This window comes from Acidovorax sp. Root402 (assembly GCF_001425125.1).
Classification (GTDB): Bacteria; Pseudomonadota; Gammaproteobacteria; order Burkholderiales; family Burkholderiaceae_C; genus Acidovorax; species Acidovorax delafieldii.
In genome coordinates this window covers 290,684-310,176 of sequence record NZ_LMDQ01000001.1, presented here as the reverse complement: position 1 = coordinate 310,176, position 19,493 = coordinate 290,684, and the positions used below count along the sequence as shown (strand labels likewise).

Here is a 19,493-nt window from a genome sequence, read left to right as displayed (position 1 = left end):
CCTGGCTGCGGGTCTGGGCCGCAGGCGACCGCCATCGTACGGGCGTGGTTTTCTGCCGTAAAGACAGGCGACCACGCGCAGAACGCGGCGCAGTCCTGCAGACGGCGCAACCGATGGCGGGATGATGGGCAGGGACGCGCCTTGAGCGGCACGGCCCAACAGGTCAATATGCTTCATTATTGATAGCAAATGAGACATGCAATACCGGCGCTTGTGGCAGATTGGACGTCAAAAGTGCCTGCAACACCCCACCGGGCAAACCCGGGCAGCCCCACCGACTTTGCCTTGCCGCCTACGATGCCACACGCATGTCCTGCAACGAATTGATCGTCCACCGCCCCGAAGGCCTGTACTGCCCGCCTGGCGACTTCTACATCGACCCCTGGCGGCCGGTGGAGCGGGCCGTGATCACGCATGCCCACTCAGACCACGCACGCATGGGCTCGGCCCACTACCTGGCGCACCACGACAGCGCGGGCACGCTGCGCAACCGGCTGGGGGCGGACATCGCGCTGCAGACGCTGGCCTACGGCGAGGTCATCAACCACCATGGCGTGCGCGTTTCGCTGCACCCGGCCGGGCATGTGCTGGGGTCGGCCCAGGTGCGCGTCGAACAACAAGGCGGCCAGGTGTGGGTGGCCTCGGGCGACTACAAACTGGAAGCCGATGGCACTTGCCCGCCGTTCGAGCCGGTGCGCTGCCACACCTTCATCACCGAATCCACCTTCGGCCTGCCCATCTACCGCTGGCCGTCGCAGCCCGCGCTGTTTGCCGACATCAATGCCTGGTGGGCTGCCAATGCAGCGGCAGGAAAGGCCAGCGTGCTGTACGCCTACGCATTCGGCAAGGCGCAGCGGCTGCTGCACGGGGTGGATGCCAGCATCGGGCCCATCGTGGTGCATGGGGCAGTGGAGCCGCTCAACGCCGTGTACCGCGCGGCGGGCGTGGACCTGCCGCCCACGCTGCGCGTGACGGATCCCGGCCTGACCAAGGCGGACTTGAAACGCGCGCTCGTGCTGGCGCCGCCCTCGGCAGCGGGCACCCCCTGGCTCAAGCGGTTTGGAGAACACTCCGACGCGTTTGCCAGCGGCTGGATGCTGGTGCGCGGCGCACGCCGACGCCGGGGGGTGGACCGGGGCTTTGTGATGAGCGACCACGCCGACTGGCCCAGCTTGCAAAAAGCCATTGGCGCCACGGGCGCGGAGCGCGTCATCGTGACGCACGGCAGCACGGCCGTGATGGTGCGCTGGCTGTGCGAGCAAGGGCTGGACGCCCAGGTGTTCGCCACCGAATACGGCGCCGATGACAACGAGGACGATGCAGGGGCGGCGCTTGAGGTGCCAGGCAGCACACCCACACCTGAGGCAGCCGCATGAAGGCCTTTGCCCAGCTGTTCCAGGCGCTCGACGCCACCACCGCGCAGTCGGCCAAACTCGCGGCCCTGGTGGCTTACCTGCGCGTGGCACCGCCCGCCGATGCAGCCTGGGCCACGTACTTTCTCGCAGGCGGCAAACCCCGCCAGATGGTGCCCACCAAGCGCCTGAAAGCGCTGGCGCAAGAGGCCGCTGGCCTGCCCGAGTGGCTGTTTGAAGAAAGCTACCAGGCCGTGGGCGACCTGGCCGAAACGTTGGCCCTGCTGCTACCCCCGCCCGCCCAGCCCACCGAACTGACACTGGCCGAATGGATGGCCCAGCTGCTACCCCTGCGCACCCAGCCGCCCGATGAGGCCGACGCCCGCCTGCGCACGCAATGGGACAGGCTGGCACCTGAGCAGCGCTTTGTGTACTTCAAGCTCATTACCGGCAACTTCCGCGTGGGGGTGTCGCGCCTGCAGGTCACGCAGGCGCTGGCCACCGTGAGCGCGCTGGACCCCAAGCGCATCGCACACCGGCTGATGGGCTACACGCAGATCGGCCGGCAGCCGCAGGCCAGCGACTACCAGGCGCTGATCGCGCCGGTGGATGACGATGCCTGTGCGCAGGATGCTGCCGATGCAGGCCAGCCCTACCCCTTCTTCCTCGCCCACCCGTTCAGCCAGCCCGTGGCCGAGATGCCCACCCTGCTGGGCACGCCAGGTGACTGGCTGGTGGAATGGAAGTGGGACGGCATCCGTGCGCAGATCGTGCGACGTGCGGGCGAGGTGTGGGTGTGGTCGCGTGGCGAGGAGCTGGTGACCGACCGCTTTCCCGAGCTGGCCGAGGCCGCGATGGCGCAGCTTCCCGATGGCACGGTGGTCGATGGCGAGATCCTCGTGTGGCTGCCCGATGAGCCCCAGCCCCGCCCCTTTGCCGACCTGCAAAAACGCCTGGGCCGCAAGACGCTGACCCCCAAGCTGCTGCGCGAGCTGCCCGTGGTGCTGGTGGCCTACGACCTGCTCGAACATGCGGGGCAGGACCTGCGCCAGCAGCCCCAAGAGGCCCGCCGCGCACTGCTGGAGGCCACGCTGCAGCCGCCCAATGACACCGCCATCGCCCCCCCGCCCCACAAGGCCCTGCGCTTGAGCGCGCTGCTGCACGGCTCCGACTGGGCCGACCTCGCGCGCCAGCGCGAGGCCGCGCGCAGCATGGGCACGGAGGGCTTCATGCTCAAGCACCGCAGCGCCCACTATGGCGTGGGCCGAACCAAGGAGGTGGGCGTGTGGTGGAAGTGGAAGATCGACCCCATGAGCGTGGATGCGGTGCTCATCTACGCCCAGCGTGGGCATGGCCGCCGCGCAAGCCTCTACACCGACTACACCTTTGCCGTGTGGACCGGGCCGCAGGACGACCCAGACCGGCAGCTGGTGCCTTTTGCCAAGGCCTATTCGGGCCTGACCGATGCCGAGATCGCGCAGGTGGACGCCATCATCCGCAAGACCACGCGCGAAAGCTTTGGCCCGGTGCGCAGCGTGGATGCGACCCAGGTCTTCGAGCTGGGCTTCGAGGGCATCGCTAAAAGCCCGCGCCACAAGAGCGGCATCGCCGTGCGCTTTCCACGCATGTTGCGCTGGCGCCAGGACAAGCCCGTGGCCGAAGCCGACACCTTGCAGACGCTGATGGCCCTGCTGCCGGGGCAGGACACGCCCGCATGAGCACAGCCCGCCGCCCGCGCAAGCCAGTGCCCGGGGAGGCCGCCGTTGCCACGGTGGCCTCTGCGGCAACGAAGCCTGCGGGTGCGGCTTCAGGCTGGATGGCCGCACGTGGCTGGCAGCCCTTCGGCTTCCAGCAGGAGGTGTGGCGCGCCATGGGCGAGGGGCGCTCGGGCCTGCTGCATGCCACCACCGGCGCGGGCAAGACCTATGCCGTGTGGCTGGGCGCGCTGCAGCACCTGGCGCTGACCGGCGAGCCTGCAGCATCGACTGCACAGGCCAGCGCGCGCACGGCCTTGCGCACGCGCCGCGCGGCAGCGCCGCCGCTCACGGTGTTGTGGATCACCCCCATGCGCGCCCTGGCCGCCGACACGCTACGCGCGCTGGCAGCGCCGCTGCCGGATCTGGCGCCGGACTGGACCAGCGGCCTGCGCACCGGCGACACCGCCAGCGGCGAACGCGCCGCGCAAGACCGCCGCCTGCCCACGCTGCTGGTGACCACGCCCGAAAGCGTCTCGCTGCTGCTGGCCCGCGCCGATGCGCGCGAGCGCTTGGCCAGCGTGCGCCTGGTGGTGGTGGACGAGTGGCATGAACTGGTGGGCAACAAGCGCGGCGTGCAGGTGCAGCTGGCGCTGGCGCGCCTGTCGGGCTGGAACCCGGCGCTGCAGGTGTGGGGCATGTCGGCCACGCTGGGCAACCTGGAGGAGGCGCTGCACACCTTGCTGCCGCAGCCAGTGCCGGAGGGGTCACAGCCACCGCCCGCCGTACTGGTGCAGGGCCGTATCGACAAGCGGCTGGAGGTGCAGGTGATGCTGCCTGCGCGTGCCGACCGCTTTGCGTGGGCGGGCCACATGGGGCTGAGCCTGCTGTCGCAGGTGGTGCAGTCGATCGAAGCGGCAGCGTCCACCTTGGTGTTCACCAACACCCGGTCGCAAGCAGAGCGCTGGTACCAGGCGCTGCTGGAGGCACGGCCCGACTGGGCCGGCACCATCGCACTGCACCACGGGTCGCTCGGGCATGAGGTGCGCGACTGGGTGGAGCACGGCCTCAAAGCCGGGCAGCTCAAGGCTGTGGTCTGCACATCGAGCCTGGACCTGGGCGTGGACTTTTTGCCGGTGGAGCAGGTGCTGCAGATCGGTTCGGCCAAGGGCGTGGCGCGGCTGGTGCAGCGTGCGGGCCGCTCGGGCCATGCGCCGGGTCGCAGCTCCAGCATCACGTTGGTGCCCACGCACAGTCTGGAGCTGGTGGAAGCCGCCGCCGCACGCCACGCGCTGGCGCAGGGCCGCATTGAAGACCGGCACACGCCGCGTGCGCCGCTCGATGTGCTGGTGCAGCACCTGGTCACCGTGGCGCTGGGCGGCGGCTTTGTGCCCGATGCGCTGCTGGCCGAGGTGCGCCGCACACCCGCCTACGCTGCCTTGGCTGACAACGACTGGCAGTGGGCGCTGCAGTTCGTGCGCCAGGGCGGCGCATCGCTGGCCACCTACCCGGACTTTCACCGCGTGGTGCCCGACGACGAAGGTATCTGGCGCGTGCCCGATGCCCGCCTGGCGCGCCGCCACCGCAGCAACATCGGCACCATCGTGAGCGATGCCAGCATGCAGGTGCAGTTTGTGAGCGGCGGGCGCCTGGGGTCGGTGGAAGAGAGTTTTATCGCCCGGCTGCGCAAGGGCGATGTGTTCATGTTTGCAGGCCGGCTGCTGGAGCTGGTGCGCACCATCATCTCTCTGGCCCTGCGCGCCGCCCAGGGCTCGGCCACCGTGGCCATCATCACCACCTGCGGCCTGCTGGCCGATGCGATGCTGGAGCAGCTGGCGCAGGCCGAGCACGGCGAGTTCTCCACGCCCGAGATGCGCTGCGCCCAGCCGCTGCTGGAGCTGCAGCAGGCCTGGTCGGCCCTGCCCACACCCAGCCGCCTGGTGGCCGAGACCCTGCACACGCGTGAGGGCTGGCACCTGTACCTGTACCCGCTGGCGGGGCGCCTGGTGCACCTGGGCCTGGCCGGGCTGCTGGGCTGGCGCGCGTCGCAGCAGGTGCCCAACACCTTCTCCATCGCGGTCAACGACTACGGACTGGAGTTACTGTCGGCCAAGCCCGTGGACTGGGCCACGCTGCTGCCGCGCCTGATTGGCGAAGGCACGCACACCACCATGGGCAGCGGGCTCGAAGACGAAGTGCTGGCCAGCCTGAATGCCACCGAGATGGCGCGCCGGCGCTTTCGCGAGATCGCGCGCATCGCGGGCCTGATCTTTCAGAGCCACCCGGGCGAGCAGCGCAGCAGCCGCCAGCTGCAGGCCTCGTCGTCGCTGTACTACGACGTGTTTGCGCAGTACGACCCCGACAACCTGTTGCTGGCCCAGGCACGCGCCGAGCTGCTGACGAACGAGCTGGACATGGACCGGCTGGCCCGCACGCTGCGCGGCATGCAGGCGCAGACCCTGTCCATCCACGCCCTGGAGCGCCCCACCCCGTTTGCCCTGCCGCTGATGGTGGAACGCTTTCGCGAGCGCCTGAGCACCGAGACCCTGGCCGACCGTCTGGCGCGCATGGTGCAGACGCTGGAGCAGGCGGCCGACGCGACCACGGGCACCCACCTGGCGCAGCACGCGGTGCAGTCCACAGATATGGCGTGGGACCTGCCCGATAGCTCCGGCGCCCGCACACAACGCGCGCGCCGTGCAGCGGGCGGGGACACCCCCCGCCGCACCCGCAGACGCCACGGATTGTGAGCACCATGACCTCGCTCCCCCTTCACACCGCAGCCCTCGGCACGCCGGCAGTCCCTACGCTCCCCATCGGTGCGCACGCCATTGCCCTGCCCTGCGGCACCGCACTGCAACTGCTGCCCCAGCGCGCCCTGTGGTGGCCCGCCGCGCGCGTGGCGCTGGTGGCGGATGTGCATTTCGGCAAGGCCGCCACCTTCCGCCGCGCGGGCCAGCCGGTGCCCCATGGCACGACGGCGGACAACCTAGCGCGGCTGGATGCGGTGCTCGCTGCCACCGGTGCCGACCACTTGGTGTTCTTGGGGGACTTTCTGCACGCGCGCAGCGGCGCGGCCGATGCGCTGTGGCAGCAGCTGCTGCCCTGGCGCCAGCGCCATGCCCGTGTGGCGATGACCCTGGTGCGCGGCAACCATGACCTGCATGCGGGCGACCCGCCGGCCGCGCTGGCAGTGGCGCTGGTCAACGAGCCCTGGTGGCCCTGTGCCGATGCGCCGGTGCTGGCCTGCCACCACCCTCAGGCTGTGGCAGGCCACACGGTGCTCGCAGGGCATCTGCACCCCACGCTGCGGCTGCGCGGCCCTGCACGCGATGCGCTGCGGGCGCCCTGCTTCGGGTGGGGCGACGGGCAGTTGATCCTGCCCGCCTTCGGGGCTTTCACCGGCACGGCGCCCGACACCCTGCCCGCGCACTGGACGCAGTTTGCCGTCCTGCCTGGCCGCGTGGTGGCTGTTCCTGGGGGGGGTTCCTAGGGTCTGCGGGGGGTGGCGCGCGAGCGCCAACGGGATCAAACTGCAGAAGGCCGCAGGGTGATTACCACCTATTTGGTGAAAAAAAGTGCCCTGGGCTTATGATAATTTTGCATTGTGAGATTCGATTGCAAAAACAGCGGGCAGTGACAGCCCCGAGCAAGGAGAATCAGAGAGCATCCGCGTTTGGCCCCGCTGCGACGCAGCCGGGGGCACCTACCTACTCTGTTTCGTGAGACAAGCCATGACGACCCAGCAACCGACCATCATCTACACCCTGACCGACGAAGCACCCCGTCTGGCCACGGCCTCCTTCCTGCCCATCGTCCGCACGTTCGCGGCGCCCGCAGGCATCAATGTGACGGAGAGCGACATCTCCGTGGCCGCCCGCGTGCTGGGCGAGTTTCCCGAGTTTTTGAAGGAAGACCAGCGCGCTCCCAACACCCTGGCCGAGCTGGGCAAGAAAACGCTGCAGCCCGACGCCAACATCATCAAGCTGCCCAATATCAGTGCGTCCGTCTCGCAGCTCAAGGCCGCCATCGCCGAGCTGCAGGCCAAGGGCTACGCCCTGCCCGACTACCCGGACCAGCCCAAGGACGACAAGGAAAAAGAGATCAAGGCCCGCTACGGCAAGTGCATCGGCTCGGCCGTGAACCCCGTGCTGCGCGAAGGCAACTCTGACCGCCGCGCGCCCAAGGCCGTGAAGGAATACGCACGCAAGAACCCGCACAGCATGGCCGAGTGGAGCCAGGCCTCGCGTTCGCACGTCTCGCACATGCACGCTGGCGACTTCTACCACGGCGAAAAGTCCATGACGCTGGACCGCGCCCGTGACGTAAAGATGGAGCTGATCACCAAGAGCGGCAAGGCCATCATCCTCAAGCCCAAGGTCAGCCTGCTCGACCGCGAAGTGATCGACAGCATGTTCATGAGCAAGAAGGCGCTGCTGGAGTTCTACGAAAAGGAAATCGAAGACGCGCGCAAGACCGGCGTGATGTTCTCGCTGCACGTGAAGGCCACGATGATGAAGGTGTCGCACCCCATCGTGTTCGGCCACTGCGTGAAGATCTTCTACAAGGATGCGTTCGAGAAACACGCCAAGACCTTTGAAGAACTCGGCGTGAACGTGAACAACGGCATGGTGGACCTGTACGCCAAGATCGAGACGCTGCCACAAAGCCAGCGCGACGAGATCAAGCGCGACCTGCACGCCTGCCACGAGCACCGCCCCGAGCTGGCCATGGTGGATTCGGCCAAGGGCATCACCAACTTCCACTCGCCCAACGACATCATCGTGGACGCCTCCATGCCCGCGATGATCCGCAACGGCGGCAAAATGTGGGACGCCAACGGCCGCCTGAAGGATGTGAAGGCCGTGATGCCTGAATCGACCTTCGCCCGCATCTACCAGGAGATCATCAACTTCTGCAAGTGGCACGGCGCATTCGACCCCAAGACCATGGGCACCGTGCCCAACGTGGGCCTGATGGCCCAGCAGGCCGAGGAATACGGCAGCCACGACAAGACCTTCGAGATCGCTGAAGACGGCGTGGCCAACATCACCGACCTGGCCACGGGCGAAGTGCTGCTGAGCCAGAACGTGGAAGCTGGCGACATCTGGCGCATGTGCCAGGTCAAGGACGCTGCGATCCGCGACTGGGTGAAGCTGGCCGTCAACCGCGCCCGCAACTCCGGCATGCCCGTGGTGTTCTGGCTCGACTCGTACCGCCCGCACGAAAAGGAACTCATCACCAAGGTGAAGATGTACCTGCACGAGCACAACACCGTCGGCCTCGATATCCAGATCATGAGCCAGGTGCGTGCGATGCGCTACACGCTGGAACGCGTGATCCGTGGCCTGGACACTATCAGCGCCACCGGCAACATCCTGCGCGACTACCTCACCGACCTGTTCCCGATCATGGAACTGGGCACCTCGGCCAAGATGCTGTCCATCGTTCCGCTGATGGCCGGTGGCGGCATGTACGAAACCGGTGCGGGCGGCTCTGCCCCCAAGCACGTGCAGCAGCTGGTGGAAGAAAACCACCTGCGCTGGGATTCGCTGGGTGAGTTCCTGGCGCTGGCCGTGTCGCTGGAAGACCTGGGCCTGAAGACCGGCAACGGCAAGGCCAAGGTGCTGGCCCAGACGCTGGACGCTGCCACGGGCAAGCTGCTGGACAACAACAAGAACCCAAGCCCCAAGACCGGCCAGCTGGACAACCGTGGCAGCCAGTTCTACCTGGCGCTGTACTGGGCGCAGGAACTGGCCGCACAGACCGAAGACGCCGAGCTGGCCGCCAAGTTTGCGCCCCTGGCCAAGCAGTTGACCGACAACGAGCAGACCATCGTGGCCGAGCTGGCGGCCGTGCAGGGCACACCTGCCGACATCGGCGGCTACTACCTGCCCGACGTGGCCAAGCTGGACGCCGTGATGCGCCCGAGCGCCACGCTGAACAAGGCGCTTGCCTCCGTCAAGTAAGCAGAGGCGGCGGGGCGGCCCCGGCCGGGGCTGCACCCGGTGTGAGAAGACAGGTGCTCTGACTGTGATTTTTGGAGATATTGGCACCTGGCGCTTATCTAGAAAGCGCAATCAGCTATGAGTTTTGTAGCGCCTTGACACAAGGCCCCGCTGTTCCAGCGGGGCCTTTGTTTTTTGCGCTAGCGGCTGGTTTACGGCCGCTCGCGCTCAGCCACCCGGCTTGCCAGCGGCGCAGGCACATAGCCAGGCAGGAAGGCGCAGCCCTTGCCAAAGGGGGTCTCCATGCCTGCGCACTGCCGCGCAATGCCCTCGGGCGTGGGCTTGTCGCCCGTGTCCACCCAGCGCAGCAGCGCCGCCAAAAGCGTGGGGTAGGTCGGGTCGCTCAGGTAGCTGTGGGTGTTGTGCTGGGTGAAGGTCTGCACCAGGCGCGCCGCGCTGCCGCCCTGCGCCATGGTGGCCTTGAAGGCTGCATCCAGCTCGACGAAGGCGGTGGGGTCGTCCACGCCTTTCACGGTGAGCACAGGCACGGGAATGCGGCCGGTCAGGTCGGTATCCTGCGCAAAGCGGGCCACGGCGGCAGGGTCTGCACGGTAGCGCAGCACGGCGGCGTTCAGAGCGGCGTCGTCGGGCGAACCCCGGTACGACACCCCCCGGTTGCCAAACGGACTGGCGCCGCCCGTGCGGTGCTGCACCACATCGCGGAAGTGGAAGGTGGCCCAGTTCATGTGGCCCTGGATGGAGCTGGCCGGGATGCGGACCACATCCACGATGGTTTTGACTTTTCGCTGCTGCTCGGGCGTGCGCTCGGCCACCGGCTTGTTCAGCGCCAGGCATTCGTTCACGCGTGCGGCCAGGTCCGCCTGGGTCATCGCCGCATCGGCAGGCAGGCCGATGTTCAGCGGATACTGCACCTCGGTGGGCCGCGGGTGGTTGTTGCACAGGTACTGGTAGACCACGCGCAGGTCGGTGCGAAAGTCGTAAGAGCGCGTTCCGCCCGCCAGCACGCCGCTGGTGAGCAGCACGGCGTCGTAGGGGCGCTTGCCATCGGCCGTGGTCTGGAACATCTCAGCCCCCTTGGCCGCCACGCTGGCGCCCCAGGACTGGCCGTGCAGGATGGTGCGCTGCGGCTGGGCGACGTGGCGCACGAAGATCTGGCGCAGCCGCTCGGTGTCCTCGGCCGCGGCACGCACCTCCACACCGCCCTGGCGGAAGGTGCTGCCCGCCCAGGCGTACCCCGCGCGGACCATGATGGCCCAGCGCTCCAGGTCCTCCACCGACCGCTCCATCTTCGGCGCGCCGAGTGCCGGGCCACCGTGGGCGTGCAGCACCAGGTGGCCGTTCCACTGCTGCGGCACCGCCACCAGGTAATACGCACCGGCCGAGTCCTTGCCCGACAGGCAGCGGGCGATGGGCGCCAGGTCCTTGGGGCACGGGGTGGCCGTGGGCGCGGCCTCGGCCGTTGCACTCACCGGCGCCGAAGCTGGTGGTTGTGTGGGCACCGGCGCGCAGGCAGAAAGCAGGCAGGTCACGCCGGCCAGCGCCAGGGCTGGCAGGTTGCGTGGTGTGGCACGGGGGGTGGGCATGGGTCGGGTCTCCGTTGTCTTTTTTGTCCGCGCTGGGCGTCGTGTTAGATACTACAAATTTGATAGCGCCTCAGGCATGATTCACTAGCGCTACGGGCCATTTTTACCCATGTCTGCATGCTTGACCCCACACGGCAGCACCCAGGGCACCTTGGCGCCCCGGGACAGGGCTCAGGGTCAGAACTTGCCCATGTAGTCGCGCTTGCCCAGTTCCACGCCGTTGTGGCGCGCGATGGCGTAGGTCGCGTTCACGTGGAAGAAGAACTGAGGCAGGCCGTAGTGCAGCAGGTAGTGCTCGCCCACAAACTGCTTTTCGCGCGGCGTGCCAGGCTGGATGGTGATCTGGCGCGTGGAGGCCTCGGCAAAGGCTGCCTGCGGTAAGCCTTCGATGAACGCCAGCACCGTGCGGATGCGCTCGGCCAGGTCGGCAAAACCGGGGCGCTCAGCGTCGGGCAGCGAAGGCACCTCCACACCGGCCAAGCGCGCGGCCACGCCCTTGGCAAAGTCGCAGGCGATCAGCACCTGGCGGGCCATGGGGAACATGTCGGGGAACAGGCGGGCCTGCAGCAATGCGTCCGGCTCGATCTTGCGGGCCGTGGCATGGGCCTCGGTCTTGGCCAGGATGTCCTGGAGCGAGCCCAGCATCTGGCGAAAGACAGGGATGCTGGCGTTGTACATGGGGTTCGTCATGGGCGGTGTCCTGGAAGTGCGTTGAAAAGGAAGGGCGCCGTTGCGAACCCTGCCAAACAGGGCCCCGGCGCCACCGACCGCGATTGCAACACAGGCCCGCGCGGCGTGCTGGGCGCCGTACAGAGCCCCCGCCCCATGGACCCTTCAGGCCGCTGCAGGCACGGGCCGTGCCGCCCGCGCTGCCACGCCCACCCCTACGAGCGCCGCCGACACCACGCTCAGGCCCAGCGTCACGGCCGAGCCGTAGAAGATGCCCGCCGTCATGCCGTGGTCCAGCATGGCGCCAAACACCGGTGCCGCCAGGCAAAAGCCCAGGTCCAGCCCCGAGTACACCGTGCCATACACGCGGCCCGTGGCACCGGGGGGCGCGGCGCGCTTGATCAGCATGTCGCGCGAGGGGCCCGCCAGGCCTGTGCCCAGCCCCGCCACCGAGGCCACCACCAGTGCCGCCATGCCGGGCAGTAGCCCAGAGGCCACCACCACCAGCAGCGCGGCCGAGCCCAGCAGGCACACGGAGATGATCTTCTCCAGCCGCTGCACACGCCCCACCAGAAAGCCGCCCACCAGCATGCCCGCCGCGCCACACAGCATGTAGCCCGTGACCACCATGGCCGTCACGCTCAGCGGCAGGCCGTACATGGACTGCAGCGCCGGGCTGGCAAAGCTCTGGATGGCGCTGAGTGCGCAGGTGCTCCAGAAGAAGAACGAGAAACACAGCCACACCGAAGGCAGCCTGAGGAAGGCCATGGGGTGCTCGGGCTTCGCCGCCGCGCCGCCCTTGGCCTGGTGCGCCCAGGCGCCCTGGCGGTCGTCAATGGCATCGCGGTTCCACACCATGATGGCCAGCACCGTGAGGGCCAGCAGCGCGCCGCACAGGCAGGCCGTGCGCCACGAGCCCGTGGCGGTAGCAATGCCCGCCATGAACACGGGCGCCGTGGCCCAGCCCAGATTGCCGCTGATGCCGTGCACCGAAAAGCCATGCCCGAGGCGCTGGGGCGACACGCGCTTGTTCAAAATGGTGAAGTCCACCGGGTGGAACGGCGCATTGCCCAGCCCGGCCAAAGCCGCCGCGAGCAGCAGGCCCGTGTAGCCCTGCGCCGTGCCCGCCGCCAGCCCCGCCGCGGCAAAGCTCGACAGCGCAAAAAACATCACCGGCCGCGCGCCCACACGGTCCACCAGGAAACCCGACAGCGCCTGGCCCACGCCCGAGATCACGAAGAACACCGACACCAGCAGGCCCAGCTCGGAATAACTGAAGCCGAACTCCCCGATCAGCCACGGAAACAGCGGCGGCAGCAGCATGTGAAAGAAGTGCGAGCTGCCGTGGGCCAGACCGATCAGGCCGATGGTGCGGGCGTCCTGCCGCAGGGGGACGGGGTTGGCAGTGGTGGCGGTGGCGCCGGAGGTAGAAGCAGTCATGGGTTGGATCTTAGGCAGCATGCCCTCGGCAGGTTTACGATAGACGGCCAATTTCTATCGCAAACATGCCAAACCCACCCACCAGGTACCCCACCCCTAACGAACCGGTGGTGGAACACTTCGCCGCCGAGGTCGTGCCTCGCGCCCAGGCCGGCAAACCGCGCGGGATGTCGTACGTGGACTCGCTCACGCCCGAGCTGTTTGTGCCCACCGCCGCCCGCCCGGTGCGCGCCAAGCTGCGCTGGCTGGCCGCCGACACGCAGGTGATGCCCCACAGCCACCCCTGGGCGCAGGTGGCGATCTCCACCACGGGCGTGATCCGGCTCACAGTGAACCACGGCACCTACATCGTGCCGCCCTCGCGCGCGCTGTGGATTCCGCCCGGTGTGGAACATGCCGTGACCATGGTGGAAGACGCCGACCTGCGCACGCTGTACTTTCACCAGCCCCGGGGGCGCTGCGGCCCCGGCGTGCCACGCGACCAGGAAGACGCATGGCGCCAGTGCCGCGTGCTGGAGGTGTCCGACCTGCTGCGCGCCCTGGTGCGCGAGATGCCCACCACGCCCGACGGCGGCCCCGCGATCAGCCCCACCGACCTGCGGCGCGAAGAGCATTTGAGCGCCCTGGTGCGCGACGAACTGGCCCGCGCCGCTGCCGTGAAGCTGGGCGTGGACCTGCCCCAGGACAAGCGCCTGCGCCACCTGTGCGAGGCCGTGTTGGCCGACCCCACGCGCCACGACACCCTGGCCGACTGGGCGCAGGACACGGGCGCCAGCCCCCGCACCGTGGCACGCCTGTTCCGCTCCGAGCTGGGCAGCACCTTCACCCAATGGCGCCAGCAGGTGATCCTGGCCAAGGCCGTGTCGCTGGCCGCCGGCCGCATGCCCATGGGCCAGATCGCCGCCGAGCTGGGCTACAGCGCCAGCGCCTTCAGCGCCATGGTGCGCAAGTCAGTGGGGCAGCCGCCGGGGCGGTTTTTGGGGCAGCAGCAGCCAGCGGCCGTGGTCCCGTAGTCCCGTGCGGTGCGAGCAGCCCGGGCGCTGCGCGTTGCCTGACCGCACCGCACCCTTGCACCAAGCATGCGCCAGCGTATTTGGAGGCTTTGCAGGCCCATATTTGCCTCATATTGCCTCATATTGCCTCTGTGCGCTAGAGCCATATGCCCAGACCGCTACGAAAAAGTGAGCATACAGATACCCGGATGACTGCAGCGCGCCGCGTCCGCCGCTAAGGTGTCAGCTTGTTCGCCCTACCCTGCCGAGCCCCATGACCACTCCACCGCCCCCACGCACCTTCCACAGCTACGAACCCCGCCTGGGCCACGGCCTGCCACACGACCCGTTCAACGCCATCGTGGGGCCCCGCCCCATCGGCTGGATCTCCACGCAAAGCGCCACGGGAGCGACCAACCTCGCGCCCTACAGCTTCTTCAACGCCTTCAACTACGTGCCGCCCATCGTGGGCTTTGCCAGCATTGGGTACAAAGACACGGTGCGCAACGTGCACGCCACGGGCGAGTTCGTGTGGAACCTGGCCACCCGCGATCTGGCCGAGGTGATGAACCAGAGCTGCGCCGCCGTGCCGCCCGAGGTCAGCGAGTTCGACCTGACCGGCCTCACTCCCCTTCCCTCCACCCGCGTGCGCCCCCCGCGCGTGGCCGAAAGCCCGGTCACCTTTGAATGCCGTAGCACGCAGGTCCTGCAGCTGCAGGGGGTAGATGGCGCACAGGTGGACACCTGGCTGGTGCTGGGCGAGGTGGTGGCTGTGCACATCGATCAGGCGCTGCTGAAGGGCGGCGTGTACGACACCGCGAACGCGGGGCACATCCTGCGCGGCGGCGGGCCGGCGGACTATTTCACTGTGGGGCCGGAGCAGCTGTTCAGGATGTATCGGCCCCGTTGAGTTCCAGGCGCTCAGCGCTGCAGCGGCGCGCACAGCCCGCCCTGGGGGGCGCGTGCCCATTGTTCCAGCCAGGCCCAGACGCGCTGCACGCCATCTGCCGGGTGCTCGCCGTCTGCCACCCGCTGTTGCAGACCATGGTCTGCCCCCGGGAGTCGGCGTACGCACCAACCGGCAGGTGAACGCGGCGCCGCCCGTTTCTCAAACCGTTCGTAGGCCTGCGCAGGCACCAGTGCATCTTCAGCCCCCCACACCTGTAACACCGGCCAGGGGCTGTCGATGAGCGGCTGCGCCACTGGCCAGTGCCACAGGTCGCGCCAATAACCCAGGCTGCGCCCTTGCACCACCACGCTGTCGTGGGGGGCCCCTGCCACGAGCTGCCCCAGCGCGGTCCAGTCGCCCTCTGCACCCATGCGGCGGGCTTGCAGTGCCCCTGCCTCCTGGGGGTCCAGGCCGCTGGCCCCAATGAGCACCAGACCGGCCAGATGGGGCACCTCAGGGGCCAGCGCGGGCAGTAGCTCGGCCCCTTCAGAGATACCCACGAGCAGCTGCGGCACGGCGGGCTGGCCCTGGCGCTGCAGTGCATCTGCAAGCAGCGCCGCGCGCGCCTGGGCGAACCAGGTGGAGTGGCGGTCTTGCAGCACAAATGGGTGGGGGCAGTCGGCGGGCTTTGTCTGTGACTGGGGATCGACCCCGGGCTTGTGCAGCACCAGCACCTGCGCGTGCAGCAGGCCGGCAAAGTAACGGTCCGCGATGGGACCCATGCCCGCGCAGCCCGAGCCAGGGATGACGATCACGCGGTAACGCAGCGGCGCGGTGCGCTCCGCGCGCTGCAGGGTCTGGAGCACAGCACCGCCCACGCCCGGCATGGCCCGCAGAATGAACCCCGCGTCCTGCGCTGGGCCCTGCTCGACGGCGATCCCTTGAAGGTCTGCCTGTGCCGCAGCAGCGCCTTCAGGTGCGCGCGGGGCCGTACAACCCACCAGCGCCATGGCCAGGGCGGCAGACGCAAAAAAGGCCAGCGCAGGGCTGGCCTTGGGGAGGACGGGCACCGCACTGGCCGGTGCCCGCAAGGGCTGCGGGTGCACGGTGGGACGCACTGCGGCTTACTTGAGGATCAGCACCTGCTCGGGCTGCTGCGGTTGCGGCACGGGCATGGGCTGGCCGCCTTGTTGGTAAACCACCGGTGGGCGCACGCCGCGCGCCAAGTTGGCGTCGGTGTAGCCCAGTTGCACCGCGAGCTGCTGGTACACGTCCTGCGCCAGCGACAGCGAGGTTTCGCGCATCACCTTGGCCCGGTTGGGGGGCGCAATGTCGCCACGGATCGACAGGATCTTGGTGTCGTTGCCTTCGCCCTGGGCGGAGAACGCGGCCTTGATCTCGTAGGTCTTGGTGTTGATGAGCGAGAAGTCGGCCAGGAGCTGCAGGCCGTACTGGCGCGTGGCGCTGGTGGTGCCCTGCAGGGGCGAGAGCGCGTCGGTGAACTCGATGCTGGACACCACGCCAAACAGCACGTAGTCGGCGCCGTTGAACTCGCCCTTCTTGATGCGGGTGATCACGTCGTTGACCTGGGGCTGTGCCTGGGGCGTGGCCATCTTGCCGCCCTGCACCTGGTTGAGCACCTGCTCGGCCTTGCTGGGCTGGGGCTTGCCAGCGTCAAAGCCCTTGCCCTGCACCAGACGGAAGTACGTGCCCTGCAGGATGGCGCCCTTGATGTCGTTGGTGTAGCCGCCCAGCTCGCGCTGCTCGATGTAGCTGTAGCGCCCGGCCACATAAGTGCCGCTGGCCTGCTCGGACGCCTGCATGGACTGCTGGCCGGAGTACGAGCCCCCGCCGCCGTACATGCCATGGCTGTGGCTGCCGCCCTGGCTGCCCTGGGCGCTCATCTGGCTGCTGCGCTGGTATGTGCCGGCCATGAAGTATTCGGACACGCGCTGGGCATAGGCCAGGTCGGTCACGGCGATCTTGGGCGCGGCGCCGGGCTGCTGCGCCTGGGCGCCGGTGCCCCAGGCCAGCGTGGTGGCCGCGATCACGGCCAGGGCCGTGTGGAGGGTGATTCTGCGTTGCATGGTGTGCTCCTTGGGAAAGATCAGCGCTTGCTGGTCTTCCGGATTTCCTTTTCGTCCTGCCACTCGATCGTGCCTTCTTGCACATCAAACAGCTTCAGCGTGAACTTGTAATACACGTCCTTGGTCGTGTTGTTCTGCTTGACGATGCTGGTCAGCTCGCCTTCCATGCTGTACTTGGCGGCGGTCATCTGGCCGACCTTGGCGGTGGTGCCCTGCTTGTACAGGCCGCTCTGGTTCTGGCGCTGCAGCTCGTCCACACCGGCCTGCATCTCGTTGATGGAGCGCACAAAGCGCACCTTGCCCGACTTGACCAGCGCGGTCTGGATGGAGTTCATCACGTTGGTGGTGTCGATGTACTCGCTGGTCTTGTTCTTGACGGTGGAAATGGTCACCGTGGGGCGGCCCTGGAAGATGCCGGTTTCGAGCAAACCGCCGGTCATCTTCTCGGCAATCATCTGCAGGTCGGTGGAACCGAACTCGTTGGTCACCAGCTCGACGGCCTTGGCGTCGCCGTAGTTGACCTGGCGGTCAAAACGCACGGTGGGGGACGACAGGTTCTGGCAGGCCGACAAGGCCAGGGTGCTGGCCGCAAAGGCCAGGATCAGCGCGCTGCGCTGGATGCGGTTCTTGGTGTTCATGTTGGTTTACTCCTCACTCAAACAGGGATTGGCGCGGCGCGATCAGCGCGGCTCCACATTCATTTCCAGGCGCAGGTCCACGGCAGCGCTGGTGGGCGCCACGCTCTTGACGGTCTGCTGGCCCAGGCCCAGCACGCTCATCTGCTTCCAGGACTCGCCATCGCCCACCTGGTTGCCCACGTTGTCCAGCCACTTGAAGCGGTAGAACACGGTGCGGTCGGTGCGGCCCATGTTGGCCATGTCGGCCTGCACCACCAGGATGTCGTTCTTGCGCACGATGCGCATCTCGCGCACGGCGATGCTGTTGGCCTCGCCTCGCAGCGCCACCTTGGCCGCCACGGCCAGCGGCGTGGCGGGGTCATGCAACTGGGCGCTGGCGTTGCCAGCCAGGGTCATCAGGGCCGCGCACAGCACTGCAGGGATCGCGGCGGGGACAAAACGGGTTCTCATGCCAGAGGCTCCTTGAATGGGGTCAGAAACAGGGGTCAGTTCTTGGCAGCCGCTGCAGGCTGGGCGGCCGTGGGCTTGACGGTGGACGAGGGCACGGTGCGGGCGCGGTTGTTGTTGGTGGTGCGCACCGGGGCCGCGGGGGCCGCTGCTGCGGCAGGAGCCGGCTGGGGTGCGGCCGCCACCGTGGGCAGCTGGCCCAGCATGGCCACGTCGCCGATCAGCACGCTGTTGTCGTACATGCGCAGGGGCACCAGAGCGTACTGGCCGTCGATCTTGATCGGCTGGGGCAACTGGCGGCCATTGATGGTGACGGTGTGCTCGCCAGGGGGCAGGTAGCCACGGGCCACATACACGCGGCCGGGTAGCATGCGCCACAGGCGGTCGTCAGCCTGCTCGGTGGCCACCGAGGCAGCGGCACCGATGATGCCGCCGATCAGACCGCCACGCTTTTGCAGCTCGTTCTGCAGCACGCCCTTGGCCACGGCGCGGGTGAAGCCACGCAGCACCATGCCAGGCATTTCATCCTTGAGGGCACGGCGGGCCATCACGTTCACGTCCACCACTTTTTCGAGCTTGAGGTCGGTGCCAGCGGCCGACACCACCGTCAGGGGTGCGTCCTTGGAAGGCTCGATCACAGGGTACGAAATGCTGGCGGTGACCAGGCCCCGGCCGGTGGGCACGGGGATGGTGAAGGCCTTGGGCTTGCGCGCGGGGGCGTCGCCGGCTTCGACGATGAAGAGCACGTCGGTCATGCGCTGGCGGCGCTTCCAGGTGAAGCCGGTGCGGTTGTCCAGGCCGCGCAGGCCTTCCTCCAGTACGGGGGCGTCGGGCTTGAGCTCGATGGCCTTGCGGTAGCCGGGCGCGGCCAGGCCGGGCTCGTTGAGCATTTCGTACAGGAAGCCGGCCAGGTAGTGGCTCAGCGCGTTGGAGTAGCCGTTCTTGAGCGCCAGCACCTCGGGGTCGTTGAGGGTCTCGACGGGGTAGCCATTCAGCTCCTTGCCACCCGATGTGGCGCCCTTGGACTTGGCTTCTTCTTCAGCGGCCAGGGTTTCCTTGGCACGGAACTCGGCAATGATGGCTTCGCGCTCGTGGGTGCGCTTGATGTCCACGCGGGCGTTTTCAAAATCACCCACGGCCATGCGGTTGAGCGCCAGGCGCGTGGTCAGCCATACCTTTTCGTAATCCTGGCCTTCATAGACCTTCAGGCGCTCGCTCACCAGGGCGGCGCCCACGGTGCCCATCAGCTTGGAGGGGTTGGTCTTGGCGGTTTCTTCCCATTCCTTGACCTTGTTGTCGGCCAGCAGGAAGGCGTTGGTGCTGTCGGGATAGCGGCGGTCCATGCGCAGCAGTTCGCCGCGCTCCATGTTGAAGAGCAGCGCCGTTTTTTCTTCTTCGGTCTTGGCCGTGCTTTCCAGGCTGGCCAGCGCGGCGGGGATGCCGCCACTGCGCCCGGCGGTCTGCATGTCGGTGGCCAGCTTGTCATGGCTCTGCATGGTGGCGCAGCCGGTGAGGGCCGCGCTCAGTGCCAGGGCCCATAGCAGGCGCGGACGGAAACGGGGTGAGTGGGCGGTCATGGATGCTCCTTGCAGATCGGTCGGTTGCTCACCAGAAACACCCCGCGCTTACCACGCGCAGCCGTGCAACAGCCCCGCCAGAGGGAGGGTGCTGTGAATACGGCGTGCGTGGTGGAAGTCCGGTCAAGGCGGGCGCTGGCAGCCCGTGCGCCCCCT

The 19,493-nt window shown here is 68.0% G+C and carries 15 protein-coding genes; 7 read left to right on the top strand and 8 right to left on the bottom strand.

The genetic code is table 11. From position 1 onward, the window contains the following. The first annotated feature begins 308 nt into the window (after window positions 1–308). The 5 genes from ASC83_RS01430 to ASC83_RS01410 all read left to right on the top strand — a co-directional run bounded on the left by ASC83_RS01430 (window position 309) and on the right by ASC83_RS01410 (window position 9,015). Window positions 309–1,376: a ligase-associated DNA damage response exonuclease gene (locus tag ASC83_RS01430; RefSeq protein ID WP_056057005.1), complete on the top strand. Its 1,068-nt coding sequence runs from the start codon at window positions 309–311 to the stop codon at window positions 1,374–1,376. Next, window positions 1,373–3,070 (top strand): ATP-dependent DNA ligase, encoded by a 1,698-nt coding sequence (locus ASC83_RS01425; RefSeq protein ID WP_056057003.1) that lies wholly within the window; start codon window positions 1,373–1,375, stop codon window positions 3,068–3,070. Before ASC83_RS01430 ends, ASC83_RS01425 begins: the two co-directional genes overlap by 4 nt. Next, window positions 3,067–5,796, top strand: coding sequence for a ligase-associated DNA damage response DEXH box helicase (locus ASC83_RS01420; protein WP_082522285.1), 2,730 nt, complete (start codon window positions 3,067–3,069; stop codon window positions 5,794–5,796). The genes ASC83_RS01425 and ASC83_RS01420 overlap by 4 nt, the downstream gene beginning before the upstream one ends. Window positions 5,797–5,801: 5 nt before the next feature. Beyond that, on the top strand, window positions 5,802–6,539 hold the full coding sequence (pdeM, locus tag ASC83_RS01415; RefSeq protein ID WP_082522311.1) for a ligase-associated DNA damage response endonuclease PdeM: 738 nt from the start codon (window positions 5,802–5,804) through the stop codon (window positions 6,537–6,539). Between the two features lie 241 nt (window positions 6,540–6,780). Beyond that, window positions 6,781–9,015 (top strand): NADP-dependent isocitrate dehydrogenase, encoded by a 2,235-nt coding sequence (locus tag ASC83_RS01410; RefSeq protein WP_056057001.1) that lies wholly within the window; start codon window positions 6,781–6,783, stop codon window positions 9,013–9,015. Between the two features lie 191 nt (window positions 9,016–9,206). Here ASC83_RS01410 and ASC83_RS01405 read toward each other — a convergent pair whose 3' ends face one another. The 3 genes from ASC83_RS01405 to ASC83_RS01395 all read right to left on the bottom strand — a co-directional run bounded on the left by ASC83_RS01405 (window position 9,207) and on the right by ASC83_RS01395 (window position 12,707). Further along, window positions 9,207–10,598 carry a hypothetical protein gene (locus tag ASC83_RS01405; protein ID WP_056057000.1) on the bottom strand — a complete coding sequence of 464 codons (1,392 nt, stop codon included), beginning with the start codon at window positions 10,596–10,598 and terminating at the stop codon, window positions 9,207–9,209. Between the two features lie 177 nt (window positions 10,599–10,775). Further along, complete coding sequence (locus ASC83_RS01400) at window positions 10,776–11,288, bottom strand: DUF1993 family protein (protein WP_056056998.1); 513 nt, start codon at window positions 11,286–11,288, stop codon at window positions 10,776–10,778. Window positions 11,289–11,432: 144 nt separating this feature from the next. Continuing rightward, the gene (locus tag ASC83_RS01395; RefSeq protein ID WP_056057678.1) at window positions 11,433–12,707 is read right to left on the bottom strand and encodes an MFS transporter; all 1,275 of its coding nucleotides are present in this window, start codon (window positions 12,705–12,707) and stop codon (window positions 11,433–11,435) included. Window positions 12,708–12,772: 65 nt separating this feature from the next. Here ASC83_RS01395 and ASC83_RS01390 point away from each other — a divergent pair, with 65 nt between their 5' ends. Together ASC83_RS01390 and ASC83_RS01385 are read left to right on the top strand one after the other, a co-directional pair. Next, window positions 12,773–13,720, top strand: coding sequence for a helix-turn-helix domain-containing protein (locus tag ASC83_RS01390; protein WP_200938871.1), 948 nt, complete (start codon window positions 12,773–12,775; stop codon window positions 13,718–13,720). 253 nt (window positions 13,721–13,973) lie between these two features. Then, window positions 13,974–14,609, top strand: a complete 636-nt coding sequence (locus ASC83_RS01385; RefSeq protein ID WP_056056996.1) for a flavin reductase family protein — start codon at window positions 13,974–13,976, stop codon at window positions 14,607–14,609. A gap of 11 nt (window positions 14,610–14,620) precedes the next feature. On the opposite strand, the gene ASC83_RS01380 is transcribed toward ASC83_RS01385, so the two are convergent. From ASC83_RS01380 to ASC83_RS01360, 5 genes are read right to left on the bottom strand one after another with little or no spacing between them, the layout of a single operon-like run. Next, window positions 14,621–15,706 (bottom strand): alpha/beta fold hydrolase, encoded by a 1,086-nt coding sequence (locus ASC83_RS01380; protein WP_056056994.1) that lies wholly within the window; start codon window positions 15,704–15,706, stop codon window positions 14,621–14,623. Window positions 15,707–15,712: 6 nt separating this feature from the next. Beyond that, window positions 15,713–16,675 carry a hypothetical protein gene (locus tag ASC83_RS01375; RefSeq protein WP_056056992.1) on the bottom strand — a complete coding sequence of 321 codons (963 nt, stop codon included), beginning with the start codon at window positions 16,673–16,675 and terminating at the stop codon, window positions 15,713–15,715. A gap of 20 nt (window positions 16,676–16,695) precedes the next feature. Then, a complete protein-coding gene (lpoB, locus tag ASC83_RS01370) occupies window positions 16,696–17,313 on the bottom strand; it encodes a penicillin-binding protein activator LpoB (protein ID WP_056056990.1) in 618 nt (205 codons plus the stop codon). 42 nt (window positions 17,314–17,355) lie between these two features. Further along, window positions 17,356–17,763, bottom strand: coding sequence for a YcfL family protein (locus ASC83_RS01365; protein WP_056056988.1), 408 nt, complete (start codon window positions 17,761–17,763; stop codon window positions 17,356–17,358). A 35-nt stretch (window positions 17,764–17,798) separates the two neighbouring features. Next, a complete protein-coding gene (locus ASC83_RS01360; RefSeq protein ID WP_056056986.1) occupies window positions 17,799–19,337 on the bottom strand; it encodes a COG3014 family protein in 1,539 nt (512 codons plus the stop codon). Window positions 19,338–19,493 lie beyond the last annotated feature (156 nt).